Origin of the sequence: Brevibacillus nigriterrae (assembly GCF_049846925.1) — a bacterium.
Classification (GTDB): domain Bacteria; phylum Bacillota; class Bacilli; order Brevibacillales; family Brevibacillaceae; genus Brevibacillus_H.
This window is the reverse complement of sequence record NZ_JBNCMT010000033.1, coordinates 46,626-63,310: the sequence shown is the minus strand read 5'-3', so window position 1 is coordinate 63,310 and position 16,685 is coordinate 46,626. Positions and strand designations below refer to the sequence as shown.

Here is a 16,685-nt window from a genome sequence, read left to right as displayed (position 1 = left end):
CAAATCTTGCTCGAAGCAGAAACCCTGCTCATGGAGGAAATGCCGCTCGCTCCTATCAACTTCAGAGGAAGCCCCTATGTCAAAAATGATAGAGTCAAAGATTTTATCATCTTCCCACTGGGCGGGGCGTATTTCAAATATACATCGGTATCAAAGTAGAATGTGAAAACGGGAAGCAAGCTGCCTCTTGGAAGGCAGCTTTTTTCTGTTTTTTTGTGAAAAACGTCTCGACGTTTTTCATAAAAGTGGATGTGACCGCTTGCGGGCAACAAAACGGTCATGACCGTTTTGTATCTTTCTTGCATAATCATTTATCTCCATTTAAGATAAGGGTAAGAATATATGTTCGATTTTGGTTGGGAGGTTACGAGGCATGAATCGATGTGGATGGGTAAACCAGGATCCTTTGTATATTGATTATCACGACCATGAGTGGGGAGTTCCTGTATATGATGATCGATTGCTCTTTGAATATTTGAATCTGGAAGGTGCTCAGGCCGGGCTAAGCTGGTACACCATTTTAAAGAAGCGAGAGAATTATCGCAAAGCATTCGATAACTTTGAACCCGAGAAGATCATACAGTACGGTGAAGAAAAAATTGAGGAACTTCTTGGCAATGAGGGAATCGTCCGAAACAGGCTAAAAATCCATGCCGTTGTTTCCAATGCCCATGCCTACATGAAGGTAGTTGAGGAATTTGGCTCGTTTCATACATATATCTGGTCATTCGTTGGTGGAGAACCAGTTATCAATCACTTTACGAGTATGAGTGAGGTTCCAGCCTCCACCGAGATTAGCGATAAACTAAGCAAAGATTTAAAGAAGAGAGGCTTCAAATTTGTTGGTACTACCATTTGTTACGCATTCATGCAGGCAGTTGGAATGGTAAACGATCATATTGTTTCTTGTATTTGTCGTGACAAGAAATAGACAAAAAATCCAAGAATTTTTCTCCGCTCATTCCGTAATTGATGGTAGGGCATCTAACTCAAAAAGAGTTGTGCCCAGCAGGTGGGGGAGTGAGTTGTTTGAAAAAAATACTTGTAATTCAAGGACATCCTTCTCAAGACAGTTTTAATCATGCCCTGGCAGAAGCCTATAAAAAGGGGGCTACTGAAAGCGGTGCAGAAGTGAAGGAGATTGTCATACGTGATTTGCATTTTAATCTGAATCTGCAACATGGTTATCGGAAAAACCTTGAACTGGAAGAGGATTTGGTGCGGTCTCAGGAGCTAATTAAGTGGGCTGACCATCTCGTTTTTGTGTATCCGAGCTGGTGGGGAACGTTACCTGCTCTGCTCAAAGGGTTTATAGATCGGGTATTCTTACCCGGATTCAGTTTTAAATATCGAAAAGATTCACCCATGTGGGATAAGCTGCTCGCGGGAAGATCGGCAAGGGTGATTGTAACGATGGACGCCCCTGTATGGTATTATTACTTGGTGCAGGGCAAACCGGGGCATAACGCTATGAAAAAAAGCATTCTGGAGTTTTGCGGGGTCAAACCGGTTCGGTTTACCAACCTTAGTCCCTTAAGGAAGTCTTCAGAAGAGCAACGAGCAAAATGGTTGCAGCAAATCGAACAGTTAGGGTCAAAAATGATTTGATAAAAAGGCATGCATGGGAAAAAGTCATACATAAAAGCAGCACCCCTTCCAATTGGGGTGCTGCTACGTTATTTATCGATATTGATCATGAATAGGTTCAAAGACATTTTCGTGCGATCCTCGAACAACAATAAAGGAGTCCACATTATCCAGGCCGTGCAGATTGGTATTATGGTGAGCAATGATTTGCTCGGCTGTCAGAACTTTGTTGTCTGTCGTGGAATGACCATCTTGAACCAGTGTTACATCATACTGGAGTGTCGTAGCTCTTCTGCAAGTAGTATCCACACAATATTCGGTTTTGCATCCTGTAATGACGAGATGATTGATTCCTAGCGATTGCAACTTCTCATGCAAGTCCGTTCGATGGAAAGCATCCGTTGCCTTCTTGTGTATGATCCAATCATGGGGAAGTGGAGCAATCTCTGGATGAATTTGAAATTCAGGGGAGTGCTCTCCACCTACATCTAAATCCTGAACATACAAAACGGGAATATCAGATTTTCTAGCAGTTTGAATCAAGAGCTTTACTGTATGAACGAAATCGTCCTTTTGGAAAACAGGACCAATGCCAGGGCCTTCAATAATTCCTACCTGTGCATCGATAACGAGAAGCGCTGTTTTGCGAATCATTCATTTCCTCCTTAACATGGATCGAAAATTGAGACAAATGGAAATATCTTCATCATAGCATGTGGAGTTGTCTATCGTCATGAGGAGAATCGGTGTTAATCCCGGTTAATACGTTTGTATTGCAGTAAACCAGGGTATTACGATGATAGATATTTTTTTGGTTATTGGCAGGGGGAGAATTCATTGCACAAAGACAAGTTTGGTATAACTCGAATAACGAATACTCCTGTTACCATTTTTTTGATGCTAGGCGCTCTCTTTTTGTTCCTGAGCAGCAGTATTATTTGGGTTACCGCTCAGTACAAGGAACAACTTCAGGATAATGTATACAAGGAAGCAAACGTTGAATTAACTACCAACATAAATGCACTATCATCTTCGATCAACAGCAGACTAATCCTCACAGAAGGGCTGAAAGCATTTGTCGAGGCGGAACTGGCAGAGGATATGACTTTGGGAGATCCCCATTTCCAGTCGTATGCAGCAAGTATTTATCGTGATTTCCGAGGGATTCGGAATTTGTCTGTTTATCCGGAAGGAATTGGGCGGTATGTGTATCCTTTACGGGGGAATGAGCAGGTTTTAGGCATTAATCTTTTTAAAAGCACTGAAATTGTGTTATTAGAAAATGCATGGCGAACGATGAATACAACCAAAATGACAATCGTACCTCCCAGACAACTCGTGCAGGGTGGGCTTGGTATGGTTTCCCGGCAATCAATTTTTGTGGAGGGGAGGTTCTGGGGCTTTGCTTCTGTGGTGCTGGATGTGCCTCCGATTTTTGAAGAAGCTGGCTTTTACCAAGCAAACAAAGGGATAACAATGGCCGTTCGGGCAAATAAGAATGTCTTTTTTGGAGATGAAGAATTGTTCAAGCAAACCTCTTTGATAAAGCAGGTTCCCTTGCCAGATGGTCACTGGGAAATTGCTGCGTTGCCAAAAAAAGAGAGGTTTATTGTTGTCGATCAAACGATTCTGTTTATTCAATTAGTCAGTTTTGTTACGTTAATTGTCTTCATTCTATTTCTCTATGGACAACTAACTCAGAAAAAGCGGTTGGAGAAACTGGTAGATGAGAGGACACAGAATCTGTTAGCTGCAAACCATGACTTGGAATCGGCATACGAAGAATTGGCGGCAACAGAAGATACGTTACGCGAGCAATATGAATTATTATCTGAGCAGGAGCAGGCCTTGCGTAAATCAGAACAGCAGTTTCGTGAGCTTCTCTCACGTATCGAGATGGCTTCAGTCATGATTGATATGCAGGGCAAAATTCTCTTTTGCAACGATTATTTTTTGCATCTTACCGGCTGGACCCTGGATGAGGTTGTTGGCAAAGATTTCAGAGCTACATTCCAGCCAAGGCGCTTGACTGACTCTCCTTTCCGCCCGGTTACCCAAGATGGGATTACTTCTTTACTGGATGAGACATTTGTTCAGACACGTGATGGGAAAGAACGGTTGTTGCAATGGCATTCCACTTACTGTCATGGTCAGGATGGTCAGCCTGTCATCATTGCCGGCATTGGAGAAGATATAACAGAGAAGAAGCAAGCAGAAGAGACGATTTATTATTTGGCGTATCATGATCAATTGTCAGGTCTTCCAAATCGGGCATTATTCCAGGAAAAGATCGAAGAGTATCTGGAAGAAGCAAAACAGTCCAATCAAAAGATGGCTGTATTGTTCCTCGATCTTGACCAATTCAAAATGATCAATGATACGTTGGGACATGCTTTTGGAGATCAGCTTCTTCGTGAGGTGGGGCAACGACTGACGAGCGGGGTATCTGACCACCTGTTTGTTGCTCGAATTGGTGGGGATGAATTTACGATGATCATACCGAATATAACGGGGATGGATCAGGTTCATCAGATGGCCCAAAGCATTTTGGATTTATTTCAACAGCCAATTTTCCTGAATGATCAAGAATTCTTCATTACAACGAGTATTGGGGTCACGATTTTTCCTGATAGCGGGGACTCTTCCACAATCCTGATCAAAAACGCTGACGTTGCGATGTATCGGGCAAAAGAACTCGGTAAAAATGGTTATCAGATTTATGATAAGTTGATGAATACCGACTCATCAGAGCAGATGAATGTAATTAACAGTTTGCGTAAGGCATTAAGCCGAGATGAATTCACTGTTTTCTATCAACCTCAAATTGGAACGAGGAACAGGAAAATTGTCGGTTTGGAGGCATTAATCCGCTGGCATCACCCGGAGAGAGGAATGATTCCTCCCGTACAATTTATTCCGATTGCCGAAGAGAGCGGATTAATTGTGCCGATTGGAGAATGGGTGCTGCGGACTGTCTGCAATCAGATAAAAACATGGCAGGATCAAGGATTTCCTGCGACACGAGTAGCGGTCAACTTGTCAGCTCGACAACTGAAACAGAATAATTTTGCCGATGTTGTGCGAAGTATTCTGGAAGAAACAAAACTGGACCCGACCTATCTTGAGTTGGAAATAACAGAGAATATGGCGATGGTAGACAGCAATCTCGCAACGTTGCACGAATTGAAGGATATGGGGATCACGATCTCCATTGATGATTTTGGTACCCATTATTCTTCTCTTAGTTATCTCAAGAGTCTGCCTGTTCATAAAATAAAAATTGACCGTTCGTTTGTGAATGGAATTTGCAATGATCCCAAAGATGAGACAATCATTTTGGCGATGCTCTTAGTAGCCAAAAATTTAAATCTGGAATCGTTGGCAGAGGGTGTGGAAACGTCTGAACAAATGGCATTTCTGCAAGAGCATCATTGTGATGTAATACAAGGTTATTATTTCTATAAACCAGTGCCTGCTACAGATGTAGAAGAAATTATGCGTATTCATTTGGCTGAGGAAAATGGACGGTAACCACCAAAGAAAAGAAAAAACCGCACAGTTGGATGTGCGGTTTTTTGTGCTGAAAAATTGCGATGATCAGCGTTATTCCGTTGATGGTTGCTGTAATTGTGGTGCTTGTTGTTTCGACTGGATCGTTGGTTGATTCATCTGTTTATAGGAAGGCAGGCATCGCCCGATGATGGCCACGACCGTCTCCAACAGGCCTACTGAAGCAAAGACAAATTTGGCTCCGATGATCCCTGCCATGCTCGTGCCAACGCCGGTAGATAGCAAACTGACTGGCTCGTTCACTGTACTGAGTAGTCCGTAGACACGTCCACGCATATCTGTCTCAACGGTTTGTTGAATAATCGTATCCGTGATGATCGTATTCATGGTTGCTGTTACTCCAAAAATAACCCACAGTACCAGATCCAACATCAGATTGGTGCTAAATGCAAAGACGATGACAAGAAGTCCATCAAGAAAAAGCGTAATCAGAAAAAGGGGAATCATTTGGATGTACTTGAGAGCAGTACGCATCAAAAATGCTCCCACTAAACCGCCAGCACCCACCGCGGAAAAGAGAAAACCTACAATCGTCTCGGTTTGGCCGTACTGACTCAAGTTCTCTTCCACATGGATGAAAGTTAAGGTGCCTTGCATGGCAAAAACAAACGTAACGAGCACGGATACGATGACCAGATAGCTTAGAGAAGCATCCTGTCTAATCGTTCGAATGCCCTCAACCAGTTCATGCAAGCCACTATTCTTGGGCTTAGTTGTTGAAAGTTCTCCTACAGATTCGTCGCTTTCTCTTTCCATGCGAGCCTGCTTCGTCACGGGAAGAGCTAAAATGATCATCGCCGCAGCGAATGTACAGACTCCTGCCAGCAGAAATGCTTGGTTGGCTCCAAAAAACGAAACGACAAATGCCGCCCCAGGCGGACGAGCAATGAGTAAGATGTTGCGCAACATGGCATCGAAGCTGTTTGCATCCACATAATGCTCTTTGTTCACAAGTGTTGGTTGTAATGCTCTTTTGGCTGGAAGATACAGGGCAAATAAAATTCCGTTTACCATTGCCAATGTGTATATTTTCCAAAGGGAATCAGCAAAAAACAGGGCTGACGTGACAACACCCATACCTAAAAAAGAGCACACAATAATTTTTTTACGATCAAATCGGTCGGCCATTACTCCGGCAAATGCACTGCATAACATTAAGGAAGCAGTCTCCAGCATCGTGATCATGCCGACGTGAAGCGGGTTGTCACTGATCTTCATGACCAAGGAAATGGTTGCAAACCAGGTGATCATCATGGCCACGTTCTCAAGATATACACCGCTTAAAAGAATAGCGAATGGTTTGGTAAGTGCTTTTTTCATTTTCTCCCCCAAGATTAGTTAGAATCTGCGTATCTTGGGGGTAAGAGCAATGAGAAGGACCATCATACCACCTCCTAATGTGTAAATTATGGTAATTATAACATGGTTATTTCTGATTTTTCAGATGAATGGTGCGATATTCGTCTTCAAGAATGCTCATCAAGATGGAATCATGATATTGATGGTTGTAGAAAAGTGCGTCCCGCTGTACGCCTTCCCGCTTGAATCCAAGCTTTTCATAAACATGGATCGCTCGGTCGTTATAGGAGAAGACATTCAACTCGATTCGATGAAGGTTGAGAATCCCAAATCCATAGTCAAGCATGAGCAGGAGTGCTTCTTTGCCGTAGCCTTTTCCCTGATGTTCAGAGTGATCGATGGCGATTCGAATATTGGCATTGCGGTTCATACTGTCAATGTCCTGGATGGCGACGTCGCCAATCACCTCATTAGTCTCTTTATGGGCAATCAAGAGTAGCAGGCTGGAGGAATCCTGGGATTTGCCATCGATATATCGGTAGATTTGTTCTCGGGTAAAGCTTTTTTGGGTTCCAGTCAGTTTTCGGGTTTCTGATTGAAACAACATCTGAAAGTAGCGTTCCGTATCATCGAGTCCTATGGGGCGAAGATAGACACGCTCACCTACCAGAAAACGGACAGGCTGATTGAATTGTTGGTTAGCACTCATGACGAAACCTCCAATAAAAAATAGTTAATCCCTATTCTACGCGACTTCTGTATACTGGAAAATGAGCAGTTTTGAATAAAACAAAAGGACAGTTGAGGAGAAATCATCGATGTTACTGTTGCCCCAACTTGATGAACAGGGAGAACAGCCGCTGTATGTGCAGTTGTATTCCCATATCAAACAAGAAATTGTTGCTGGCCGATTGCAAGTGCAAGCTCGAATTCCCTCCGTGCGTAAATTGGCCGAGCTATTGTCAATCAGCACGACCCCGGTTGAGATGGCCTATCATCAGCTCGTTGCAGAAGGGTTTATCGAGAGCAAACCGAAAAGCGGGTATTTTGTACAAAACCTATCTGATCCCTATGTACAGTTGGGGAACTCACTGCAAAGTCCGCTTGAGAGCAGGATGGAGCGTAGCTTTCCTGCAAGAGATACAACGAACTATCGATACGATTTTCATCTATCAAAGAATGACTTTACCCATTTCCCGTTTAAAGTTTGGAGAAAACTGATGATCCGGGTTGTAGCAGAGGAACAAAAGGACCTGCTTTTTTACGGCGATCCCCAGGGAGAAAAAGGCCTGCGAGAGGAAATCGCCAAATACCTTCATCAATTCCGAGGTGTTGTCTGTTCTCCTGATCAAATCGTGATTGGAGCGGGCTCACATGTGTTGCTGACTTTTTTATGCTTGATGCTGCGACCACGATTCTCTCAGATCGGCATCGAAAACCCAGGCTATCCGTTAATCACAACTACATTTCGGCAGCATGGATTTGGAGTTGTTCCTATTTCTCTTGATGAGGATGGAATTGATCTGGGTGAGCTTTACCAGAGTGGTGTACGAACTGTTTATGTTACGCCATCTCACCAATTCCCACGAGGGATGTTAATGCCTGTGTCCAAGCGGCTTCAACTGCTGGAATGGGCAAAACAGACAGGCGGGTACATCATTGAAGATGATTACGATGGTGAGTTCCGGTACCATGGAAAGCCGATTGCTTCCTTGCAAGGATTGTTGCCTGACAGCCATGTAGTGTATTTGGGGGGATTCTCCAAGTCTTTGGCTCCAGCCGTTCGCATCAGTTATATGGTATTGCCCGAAGATTTGCTCGCTGTATACCACCAGCTAGAATATAAGCTGATGTTTGAACAATCTTCATCCCCGCTGTTTCAACGGGTGGTCGAGTTGTTCATGAAGGAAGGGCATTGGGAGAAACATATCCGTAAAATGCGTAACGTGTACCGAAAAAAACACGATGCCTTGATTCAGGCGATACAGGATTCATTCGGAGACCAGGCTGCGATAATCGGGAAGGGTGCCGGGTTCCATGTATTGCTGCGAGTGAACAGTCATCTGTCAGAAAGGGAAATGTCAGCAATTGCGAGAGAAGCGGGAATTCGAATCTCTCCTGCTTTTTTTACCTGGGATCAGCAGCCGGAGGAGTTGCCAATAGAGTTTTTTGTTGGTTTTGGCGGATTGGATGTGCCAGATATCGAGCGGGGAATCAGACGGTTACGGGAAGTTTGGTCAGGGCTTGTGACATAAAAGGAAGGCAACCGAGGGGATTGGTTGCCTTTTTGGGGTCCCGATAGATACCAGCGATAGCTTGTGTCGGCTGGGTAATTTCAGTTTGGTCGAACAAGCTGATCTAGACTTTTGAACTCGTATCCTGCTTTGCGGGCATCATCAATGATTTTGCCCAGCGCTTCTGCGTTATCCTTGGAAACCGTGTGCAGCAGAATAACTGCACCTGAATGAAGCTGGGCCATGACATTGTCATAAGCGTACTTCCACCCTTTTTGAGCGTTTGTGTCCCAATCCTTGTAAGCAATGGACCAGAACACGTTGGTGTAGCCTATTTCCTTGCTCAGAGCAAGTACACGGTCACTGAAAATACCACGAGGCGGGCGTAAATAGCTCATCTCTTTTTGCCCGGTGATCTCGGCAACCGCTGTTTTAACCCTGCCCAGTTCTTCTTTCATTTTGTCATCGCTCACCTGTGTCATATCAGGATGGCTCCAGGAGTGATTACCGATCAAATGGCCTTCTTCGGTCATTCTCTTCATGAGATCGGGTTGATCTTTGGTATAGTGCCCTGTCACAAAAAAGATTGCAGGCACCTTTTTTTCTTTCAACGTATCAAGAACCTGGGCTGTATATCCATTTTCATACCCGTTATCAAAGGTAAGGAATAATTCCTTTTTGGTTGTGTCACCCACAAAAATGGCGCCATGCTTATCAACAATGGACTGAAACCCTTCCTGTGCGATGGACGGCAGTGAGCCATTCTTGCTTTTTTTGAAACCAAAGTGATAAGGGGTGTTGGAATAAGCCTGTACCGTGTGAAGAGTGAACAAGGAAACAAGGATGACAAACACGGATAGATAAACAATACGTCTCTTCAATTCAAACCCTCCCTGATAGTTGTTTCGCCTAACGATTGGCAACTAGCGGTATTATCTCGCCAACAGACAGAAGTTATGCTGTGACAGTGCGCATGGTATATAATGGAATAATAGTGAAATACATGCCGCTTTTCTTAGGAGACGTTTAGGATGCTAAATTCACGCCCGACATTTTCACTTCAAATGAGTAAATCAGATTTTAATGGATTCTACTGGTATAAAGAAGAATTAGCTGGGATATGTCGCAGCCAAGGTCTATCCAGTAGCGGTACCAAAGCAGAACTGGAGCTACGAATTCGACAGCTGCTTGACGGTGAAGTAGCAATTGAACCAAGAACAGAGGCAGCCCGCATAAGACAAAAGAAAAAGCCTCAAGTGATTACGCTTGAGACTCGGCTGATACCTGATGGATTCGCCTTTAATCAGACGGCGAGAGAGTTCTTTCAGCAATATTATGGCGTGAAGAAGTTTTCTTTTACCAAGGAGATGGCAAGTGCCTTGCGGGATGCAGAAAAAAGAGGAGACTTCGACATGACTGTAGCTGACCTGATCATTGTATATGAGAGCCGCCAACCAAGTAATGCAGCAGAAGAGAAAACATACCAATGGAATCGATTTGTGAAAGCGTTCCATGGTGATCCTTTGACGAAAAGCTATAAAAACAAGTTGAAAATAGCCGCATTCCTGTGGAAGGAAGTTCGATCTCAGCAGGGATCGAAGGAATATCACCCGAGTCTTCTTGAGCATTATCAAGCTCAGATCAGTCAAATTGATGTTGTTGAGCACTAAGCAAGCTGTTCGAGAGTCATTCGTAAGGAACTAGGCAGAGGCTCATTTAATAATAAAGCAATTATTTTGGAATTCGAGCCGTTTGTTTGAAGATAAGTAAATAAATTCGCTGCTTTTTCCTTGCGGTTCATGAGTGAATAAGCAACGAACCACACCTCTGGGCTTCCAACTGCGATACCGTTCCAGATGGAAGAAGGGATCGAAGGAAGTCTGCACAAACCTGCTTCGGTCTGAATGGTAAAGCTTCCGAACAAATCGATTTGCGGTTCTTCTGCATGAATACTGAGACGATAACTGCTGGCAAAAGGATAGTCACCACAGGGAGCAGGCTCACAATGTAAATGACCAAGAGCCTCCAACACGTTGGCGAGATGAGCTTCCGTGGTCAAATCCCAGTCTCTCACTGAATCGACGAGCCCCAGACTGTAAAGCAGCCCACTCCCACCCATAGCATAATCTATATTAGCTTTTTTCAATGCAGTTGTAACTTTCAGCAATGGTTCCATTGTAATCATTGTGCAAAACTCCTACCTATCGGAACATTATCGTAAAAATGACCCTACTTCATCGAATCTCATCTAATCTAATCTCAAAATAACTTCCTCAACCTCTTCGCCCCGAGCGTTGGCAAATCCCTTATTCGTACCGGTAATTTTGAAACCACATTTTTGCAGGACTCGGATGGAAGCCATATTGTCTTTGACAGCACGAGCATAGAGAGGGCTCATGATGTTGCCAGCAACTTGCCCGTTGAAGAGGATCGTCTTTTTTTGGAAGCTGTTGTTGCCTAAAATCTTGGTCCAACGGGCATTAAACACATCCCTGTCTGACGGATTTTCGGATACAAAAGCTGCCATATAACTAGCTTCCATATCCAATTGTTGTTCAAAAAATATGGATAAGTCTTCATTATGTACATCTCGCAATTGGACGTTGCCTGTCATTGGATTTTCCATTCTACTCACCTCTTCTGTTTTTTTGTAAATATTGTAACAAACGAAACGAAAGCCAGTCTAACACTCATTTCGTGTTTCGACTGGCCTATTTTTTGCTAATTAACTTGTTTGGTCGCCAGCGCCAAGCAATTCGAGTAACTGTCTCTTGATGGCGATGAATGTTGGATCAAGGGTTAACCTGGAGTCCCGCAGGCGTGGGCGGGGAAGAGAGACCTCCACTTCGGCGATGATCCGCCCTGGTCTGTGCGACAAGAAATAAATCCGGTCAGACAACAGGATGGCTTCGTCGATATCATGGGTCACCAGCAGAACGGTGTGCTGATAAGTCTGCCAGATGGAAAGCAGCCACTGCTGCATCTCCATGCGAGTAAGTGCATCCAGTTTGCCGAATGGCTCATCAAGCAGCATCAATTCCTTTTTCGCCAAAAAGGTTCGGAGGAAAGCGGCACGTTGCTTCATTCCACCCGATAAGGAGTCGGGATAACTGGAGGCAAACTTTTCAAGGCCAAACAAGGGCAAGAGCTGGATCGCCTGCTCACGAGCCTCTGCCTTCCTCATTCCTTGTACTTCGAGCCCAACGATGACGTTATCCAGAATCGTGCGCCACGGAAAAAGGACGTCTTTTTGCGGCATATAACCGACCAGACCTTTTTGTCCCGTAATGACCTGCCCATTGATGGAGACCACGCCTTCATCCGGTAAAGTTAACCCCGCTACGATATCGAGGATCGTGCTTTTGCCACAACCACTTGGGCCGATCAGGCTGACGAATTCGCCTTTACCAACAGTAAGCGATGCATCACTGATGGCAGTCACGGGTTCTGCAGCAGTGGTGAATGATTTGGTAATACGATCAAGTTCAAGAAGGTTCATGCATTCACCCACTTATTAAGGGGCAGGCAAGAATTCGTTTGTGAACGACTTGTTCGCCTCAACCATTTTCGGGATTAATTTGCGGTCGTGCATCCATTTTGCATAGTTGGTCCATACTTCTTCTTTTTGGATACCCCACTGTGCTGCGTCGTCCTGATATTTCGTGCTTACCCATTCCTGACTTGCCTTAACCAGATCGGCATTCAACTCAGGAGCATTCTTGATCAGAATCGCAGCAGCATCGCCAGGATTCTCGATCGCTGTTTGGTATCCTTTCGCTGTAGCCGTCATGAACTTTTTCACGAGCTCTTTCTTCTCTGCCACATTTTTTTCATTCGTAATAATTACAGGGGTGTAGTAGTCAAGAGCTGGATCAAGGTCCTTGAGCATCAACAGATTCAGATCGATTCCCTTGCGCTTGGCTTCTACGCCGTCCCAGCCGTAATAGATCCACTCGAAATCAGCATCTCGGCCGATGGAAGTGAAGAAATCGGTTGCGCCTAGCGTGACATTTTGTACCTTGGAAGCATCGGCTCCTGCCTTGTCCATCACGGCTTTAATTACTGCCTCTTCCACCGGGGACCCCCAGCCGCCGTAGCGCTTTCCTTCAAAGTCCTTCGGTGATTGAATATTCGCCGTTTTGAGTGAAGCGAATGCAGATGTGTTATGTTGAATAATCGCTGCGATGGAGACGAGCGGGATATCGGTTGCTCTCGCTTGTGTCACGGCTTCCTGATAGCTGATGGCGAAATCTACCTCGCCTGCCGCAACCAGTTGATTGGCAACGGTTCCTTCACCAGGCTGTACGATGTCTACCTCAAGGCCCTGCTCTTTGTAAAAGCCTTTATCTTTTGCTACATATAATCCGGTGTGATTGGTATTCGGGAACCAGTCGAGCATGACGGTCACTTTTTGAGGTTGGGCTGGCGCTTGTGCTGCTGGCTGACCTGCTTGATCGGGTTGAGCCGCTTTTTCAGGTCCTGGAGTGGTTTGTCCGCATCCGGCTACCACGAAGCTAAGAGCGAGAGAAAGGGTAGAGAGAGTTTTCCAGAAGGAACGCTTTGATTTTGTAGTCATGTGTGTTCTCCTTTGTCGTATGCGTGGAATGGTCATGATCGTTCTCTTTGCTGATTCCATGGCATGATGATTCTACCTAGCAATTCAATGAATCCAAAAATGACGAGACTTAATAACGAAATAGTGAAGATCGTGGCAAATACCCGATCCGTCAAGAATGATTGTGATGAGCGAGTCATCAAAATCCCTAGTCCTTTGCTTGCCCCGAGCCATTCGCCGATGACTGCTCCCATGATGCTGTAAGTTCCCGCAATTCGTAAACCGGAAAAAAAGAAGGGGAGTGCGGCGGGAAGCTTGACCATCCGAAAAATTTGTCCCCGTCCGGCTCCCATAGAAGTGAGCAGGCGGATCATATCCTGGTCAACCAGGCGATAGCCGTCCACTAAATTAACGGTAATCGGGAAAAAACAGACGAGGGCCACAACCACAATCTTGGGTGTGATGCCATAGCCAAACCAGATGAAAAACAGGGGAGCGATGGCGATGATCGGGATCGTCTGGGAGACGACCAGCAATGGATAAACTGCCTTGCGCAAATAGGAGGACATATCCATCAGCGTAGCGATTGTTATCCCCAGGAGAATGGCAATAGTAAAGCCCCATAGAGCCTCATATAGCGTTTGAAGACTGTGCTGCCAAATGAGTTCTCTCGCTTCCCACAAGGAACGAAACACTTGGATGGGCCCCGGCAGAATCCAGGCTTTCACGTTGCTGACCTGAACACCGATCTCCCAGCCGATCAGCAAAAGAAGGAGCAGACCGACTGGCAAGTACCCGGAAGCAAAAATTTTAGCGGTACTTTTCAAGCTTCTCATCCATAGAAACTCCTTCAGGTCGATAGTGGATTTTCATATGGGTCATCACCTCAGAAGCTCCTGCTGCAATGCATGCTTCCTGTGCACGTTTGACAATATCGATCAGAAGGTCCAGTTCACCTTCCATTACCGTTTCCATTGCACCCACTTCATACTTCACACCAGACGCTTGCACGACTTCAATGGCTTTATCTACGACTGCGTAGGAATTTCCGTCAGCCACTTTGGGCAAAACCTGAAATCCAAGATTAACGATAGGCATGATTTGTGCCTCCTTTCCTAAATTTTCTCCCTTTTCCAGTGAGCTTACGCAATAGAAAAACTCAGACAAAACGGTCATGACCGTTTTGTTTGACCGCAAGCGGTCACATCCACTTTTATGAAAACGTCGAGACGTTTTTCACAAAAAAAGGCCGTCCGGTATGGACAGCCTTGAAAACAGCACGATAATACGTTGTGTCGAGTGTTCCCTACGCTGGCATTACCCAGATCAGGTTACGGGTCGGTACATTAGCGGGTACCCTCTCAGCCAAGCTCACTCAGCTCCCCCAAGCTATGCAATTCTGAATACCATTATAGGATTACAGTTAACTGGTGTAAATCATTTTCTAGGCTCGTTGTTTTTCCAGACTCACACAAACTGCTGTCTCATCAAAGTTCAGACGATCATAAAGTCTGCGGGCATGGATATTGGCGATCCGAACAGACAATTCAAGCTTTTCAATTCCCTGGCATTCCTGGCCCCACTGAATGACGTAGGCAATCAGGTGTGTGCCATACTGTTTGTTCCGATGGATCTCATCCACACGCAGGAAACATATTTCGGCAGTGCTATTCTCAGGGATTGCCTCCACATAAGTATAGCCAATGAGTTCGGACCCGTCCCGGCAGAGAATAAACATCTTTTTTGTCTCCGAAAGCTGGTTAATAATATCGTTGCTGCTGAAGTAGGCTTCTTTGGGATGCAGCTTGTCAAAAGCCTCTTGAAACTGATCAGTATAAGGAGTAATTGTCAGATCGGATGAAAGTGGTTCAAGTGTGGGTGGCTGGTAACGGCTCAATTCAAGAGAGAGAAGGGCTTCCGCATTGTATTCTGCAAATCCAAGCTCTTGAAACAACGATGCACATTGAGCGTTTAGTTTGTCGATGGACACTCTGCAGGTAGCGTAAGTATCGGGAATGGTCTCAAGCACCTGATGATAAAGTGCAAGGGAGATTTCATTCCAGTTCTCATGCTGGACATAGGGTCCGAGCAACCGGAATTGCCCGGTTTCAGGAAAAGCGGCAAACCCTAGAACGCCAACCAACCTTTCTTCCTCAAAGGCGAGGAAAAATGCTTCCTCGAAAGGAATATACGGGAGGGACTGGAGTCGATCCTTAATGGTTGCCTCATCGGAGCCGAGCCACGGATTGTTGAATTCCCGATGGCAATTCAATCCTGCGATAAAATGCAAGACTTCACTGAAATGCTCCATTGTCGCTTTTCTGTACAAAATCATGGGAAGCCTCCTTCATGAGATAAAATTTTCGCTGTCCATTATGTCTGATTGGTGAGTATTGTGTGTTGTGATACAATTTTTCTAAATTAATAGAAAAATGGGAGGGTGCTACTTGTCAGCAATAAAAATAATTTCAGTAAAAGGAACAGGAAGCAGTAACGAGGATGCGATTGTATGTAATCCATCGCTTTCATTATACGGGGTATTGGACGGTGTGTCTTCACTTATTCCTTATGTAAGCAGCGATCAGCGCAAAGGGGGAGAAATAGCTTCTACTCTTGTAAAAGATCACTTCGAGCAACTGACTACCCTCCCAGATTTACTTGCTGAAGTGGAGGTAGCAAATAGAAAGCTCCGTGACGCCATGGAAGAAGCGCAGATAGACATGTCCCAAAAAGAAGCTTTGTGGGGTACAGCAGTTGCTCTGGCAAGAATCTCGGATGACTTCATCGAGTTCGTCCAAACAGGTGATTGTATGATATTCACCGAGAACGTCGATGGCACTATTCGGGTCCTGACATATCCGCAGGTGGCTCACTTGGAAAACATCGCTTTTGAGCAGTGGGAAAAAGGAATTGCCCAAGGGATGCGACTGCGGTCAGATTTAATAGAATTGGTCAGAGAGCGGCTGAAGCAGAACCGATACCTCAGCAACACCAAGGGAGGGTATGGGGTTTTGAACGGTGAAAAGGATGCCAACAAATTTCTCGACTATGGAAAAATCAGCAGGAACAATGTTCGCAGACTTGTACTTGTAACAGATGGGCTTTTCCTGCCTGAAACTGATTATAGGCACAGCCCGGACTGGGGTAAGATGGTAGCATACATATTGTCTCTTGGGCTTGATGCCTACACCGATCATATTCTGGACATCGAAGAAAAAGATCCAGAATGTTTGAAGTACATACGTTTTAAGAAATCAGATGATAAAACAGGGGTAATCATCAATTTGGATGAATGTTAGGAGGAAAACTTGTGACCGTACAAATAAAACGCATTTACGAAGCGATTGAAACGGGTGATGGGCAACGTATTCTGGTTGACCGGATATGGCCACGTGGGGTATCGAAAGAAAAAGCACAGCTAGCTGAATGGATGAAGGAAA

At 44.9% G+C, this 16,685-nt stretch carries 18 protein-coding genes, 1 pseudogene and 1 riboswitch; of the genes and pseudogenes, 8 read left to right on the top strand and 11 right to left on the bottom strand.

Going from position 1 to position 16,685, the window contains the following annotated elements; all coding sequences use genetic code 11:
• The 3 genes and pseudogenes from ACPW7N_RS21040 to ACPW7N_RS21030 form a co-directional block, all read left to right on the top strand.
• Positions 1-159, top strand: a pseudogene (locus ACPW7N_RS21040) (peptide ABC transporter substrate-binding protein); the annotation flags it as partial.
• 214 nt (positions 160-373) lie between these two features.
• Positions 374-931 (top strand): DNA-3-methyladenine glycosylase I, encoded by a 558-nt coding sequence (locus ACPW7N_RS21035; RefSeq protein WP_425653225.1) that lies wholly within the window; start codon positions 374-376, stop codon positions 929-931.
• A gap of 98 nt (positions 932-1,029) precedes the next feature.
• Entirely contained in the window at positions 1,030-1,608 is a 579-nt protein-coding gene (locus ACPW7N_RS21030; RefSeq protein ID WP_425653223.1) for an NAD(P)H-dependent oxidoreductase, read from the top strand.
• A gap of 72 nt (positions 1,609-1,680) precedes the next feature.
• On the opposite strand, the gene ACPW7N_RS21025 is transcribed toward ACPW7N_RS21030, so the two are convergent.
• On the bottom strand, positions 1,681-2,241 hold the full coding sequence (locus tag ACPW7N_RS21025; RefSeq protein ID WP_425653221.1) for a cysteine hydrolase family protein: 561 nt from the start codon (positions 2,239-2,241) through the stop codon (positions 1,681-1,683).
• Positions 2,242-2,424: 183 nt separating this feature from the next.
• On the opposite strand from ACPW7N_RS21025, the gene ACPW7N_RS21020 reads away from it, so the two are divergent.
• Positions 2,425-5,118, top strand: a complete 2,694-nt coding sequence (locus ACPW7N_RS21020; protein ID WP_425653219.1) for a bifunctional diguanylate cyclase/phosphodiesterase — start codon at positions 2,425-2,427, stop codon at positions 5,116-5,118.
• A gap of 72 nt (positions 5,119-5,190) precedes the next feature.
• Here ACPW7N_RS21020 and ACPW7N_RS21015 read toward each other — a convergent pair whose 3' ends face one another.
• On the bottom strand, positions 5,191-6,477 hold the full coding sequence (locus tag ACPW7N_RS21015) for an MFS transporter (RefSeq protein ID WP_425653217.1): 1,287 nt from the start codon (positions 6,475-6,477) through the stop codon (positions 5,191-5,193).
• Positions 6,478-6,583: 106 nt separating this feature from the next.
• Positions 6,584-7,165 carry a GNAT family N-acetyltransferase gene (locus ACPW7N_RS21010; RefSeq protein WP_425653216.1) on the bottom strand — a complete coding sequence of 194 codons (582 nt, stop codon included), beginning with the start codon at positions 7,163-7,165 and terminating at the stop codon, positions 6,584-6,586.
• Between the two features lie 109 nt (positions 7,166-7,274).
• Here ACPW7N_RS21010 and pdxR point away from each other — a divergent pair, with 109 nt between their 5' ends.
• Positions 7,275-8,711: a MocR-like pyridoxine biosynthesis transcription factor PdxR gene (pdxR, locus tag ACPW7N_RS21005; RefSeq protein WP_425653214.1), complete on the top strand. Its 1,437-nt coding sequence runs from the start codon at positions 7,275-7,277 to the stop codon at positions 8,709-8,711.
• 80 nt (positions 8,712-8,791) lie between these two features.
• Here the strand turns inward: pdxR and pdaA are convergent, their stop codons facing one another.
• Positions 8,792-9,535, bottom strand: a complete 744-nt coding sequence (pdaA, locus tag ACPW7N_RS21000; protein ID WP_425653228.1) for a delta-lactam-biosynthetic de-N-acetylase — start codon at positions 9,533-9,535, stop codon at positions 8,792-8,794.
• Between the two features lie 186 nt (positions 9,536-9,721).
• Here pdaA and ACPW7N_RS20995 point away from each other — a divergent pair, with 186 nt between their 5' ends.
• Entirely contained in the window at positions 9,722-10,360 is a 639-nt protein-coding gene (locus tag ACPW7N_RS20995) for an SAP domain-containing protein (RefSeq protein WP_425653213.1), read from the top strand.
• On the opposite strand, the gene ACPW7N_RS20990 is transcribed toward ACPW7N_RS20995, so the two are convergent.
• The 7 genes from ACPW7N_RS20990 to ACPW7N_RS20960 form a co-directional block, all read right to left on the bottom strand.
• The gene (locus tag ACPW7N_RS20990) at positions 10,357-10,875 is read right to left on the bottom strand and encodes a hypothetical protein (protein ID WP_425653212.1); all 519 of its coding nucleotides are present in this window, start codon (positions 10,873-10,875) and stop codon (positions 10,357-10,359) included. The two genes, ACPW7N_RS20995 and ACPW7N_RS20990, sit on opposite strands and share 4 nt — an antisense overlap.
• A 63-nt stretch (positions 10,876-10,938) precedes the next feature.
• Complete coding sequence (locus ACPW7N_RS20985) at positions 10,939-11,316, bottom strand: GNAT family N-acetyltransferase (protein ID WP_425653211.1); 378 nt, start codon at positions 11,314-11,316, stop codon at positions 10,939-10,941.
• A 99-nt stretch (positions 11,317-11,415) separates the two neighbouring features.
• Positions 11,416-12,189 (bottom strand): ABC transporter ATP-binding protein, encoded by a 774-nt coding sequence (locus tag ACPW7N_RS20980; protein WP_425653209.1) that lies wholly within the window; start codon positions 12,187-12,189, stop codon positions 11,416-11,418.
• 15 nt (positions 12,190-12,204) lie between these two features.
• Positions 12,205-13,266 (bottom strand): ABC transporter substrate-binding protein, encoded by a 1,062-nt coding sequence (locus ACPW7N_RS20975; protein WP_425653208.1) that lies wholly within the window; start codon positions 13,264-13,266, stop codon positions 12,205-12,207.
• 32 nt (positions 13,267-13,298) lie between these two features.
• On the bottom strand, positions 13,299-14,081 hold the full coding sequence (locus tag ACPW7N_RS20970) for an ABC transporter permease (protein WP_425653207.1): 783 nt from the start codon (positions 14,079-14,081) through the stop codon (positions 13,299-13,301).
• Complete coding sequence (locus ACPW7N_RS20965) at positions 14,056-14,343, bottom strand: thiamine-binding protein (protein WP_425653206.1); 288 nt, start codon at positions 14,341-14,343, stop codon at positions 14,056-14,058. The genes ACPW7N_RS20970 and ACPW7N_RS20965 overlap by 26 nt, the downstream gene beginning before the upstream one ends.
• Positions 14,344-14,531: 188 nt before the next feature.
• Positions 14,532-14,641: riboswitch (TPP riboswitch) on the bottom strand.
• Between the two features lie 48 nt (positions 14,642-14,689).
• Positions 14,690-15,580, bottom strand: coding sequence for a GNAT family N-acetyltransferase (locus ACPW7N_RS20960; protein WP_425653205.1), 891 nt, complete (start codon positions 15,578-15,580; stop codon positions 14,690-14,692).
• A gap of 112 nt (positions 15,581-15,692) precedes the next feature.
• Here ACPW7N_RS20960 and ACPW7N_RS20955 point away from each other — a divergent pair, with 112 nt between their 5' ends.
• Complete coding sequence (locus ACPW7N_RS20955; RefSeq protein WP_425653204.1) at positions 15,693-16,544, top strand: protein phosphatase 2C domain-containing protein; 852 nt, start codon at positions 15,693-15,695, stop codon at positions 16,542-16,544.
• Positions 16,538-16,685, top strand: a 148-nt coding sequence (locus ACPW7N_RS20950) for a DUF488 domain-containing protein (protein WP_425653226.1), incomplete at its 3' end; no start/stop codon positions are given. The genes ACPW7N_RS20955 and ACPW7N_RS20950, both read left to right, overlap by 7 nt.

Bases quoted from the DNA above. Each gene is read 5' to 3' on its own strand.
- ACPW7N_RS21035 (WP_425653225.1), top strand. From the start codon at position 374: ATGAATCGATGTGGATGGGTAAACCAGGATCCTTTGTATATTGATTAT.
- ACPW7N_RS21025 (WP_425653221.1), bottom strand. From the start codon at position 2,241: ATGATTCGCAAAACAGCGCTTCTCGTTATCGATGCACAGGTAGGAATT.
- ACPW7N_RS21015 (WP_425653217.1), bottom strand. From the start codon at position 6,477: ATGAAAAAAGCACTTACCAAACCATTCGCTATTCTTTTAAGCGGTGTA.
- ACPW7N_RS21010 (WP_425653216.1), bottom strand. From the start codon at position 7,165: ATGAGTGCTAACCAACAATTCAATCAGCCTGTCCGTTTTCTGGTAGGT.
- pdxR (WP_425653214.1), top strand. From the start codon at position 7,275: ATGTTACTGTTGCCCCAACTTGATGAACAGGGAGAACAGCCGCTGTAT.
- ACPW7N_RS20995 (WP_425653213.1), top strand. From the start codon at position 9,722: ATGCTAAATTCACGCCCGACATTTTCACTTCAAATGAGTAAATCAGAT.
- ACPW7N_RS20990 (WP_425653212.1), bottom strand. From the start codon at position 10,875: ATGATTACAATGGAACCATTGCTGAAAGTTACAACTGCATTGAAAAAA.
- ACPW7N_RS20985 (WP_425653211.1), bottom strand. From the start codon at position 11,316: ATGGAAAATCCAATGACAGGCAACGTCCAATTGCGAGATGTACATAAT.
- ACPW7N_RS20980 (WP_425653209.1), bottom strand. From the start codon at position 12,189: ATGAACCTTCTTGAACTTGATCGTATTACCAAATCATTCACCACTGCT.
- ACPW7N_RS20975 (WP_425653208.1), bottom strand. From the start codon at position 13,266: ATGACTACAAAATCAAAGCGTTCCTTCTGGAAAACTCTCTCTACCCTT.
- ACPW7N_RS20970 (WP_425653207.1), bottom strand. From the start codon at position 14,081: ATGAGAAGCTTGAAAAGTACCGCTAAAATTTTTGCTTCCGGGTACTTG.
- ACPW7N_RS20965 (WP_425653206.1), bottom strand. From the start codon at position 14,343: ATGCCTATCGTTAATCTTGGATTTCAGGTTTTGCCCAAAGTGGCTGAC.
- ACPW7N_RS20960 (WP_425653205.1), bottom strand. From the start codon at position 15,580: ATGATTTTGTACAGAAAAGCGACAATGGAGCATTTCAGTGAAGTCTTG.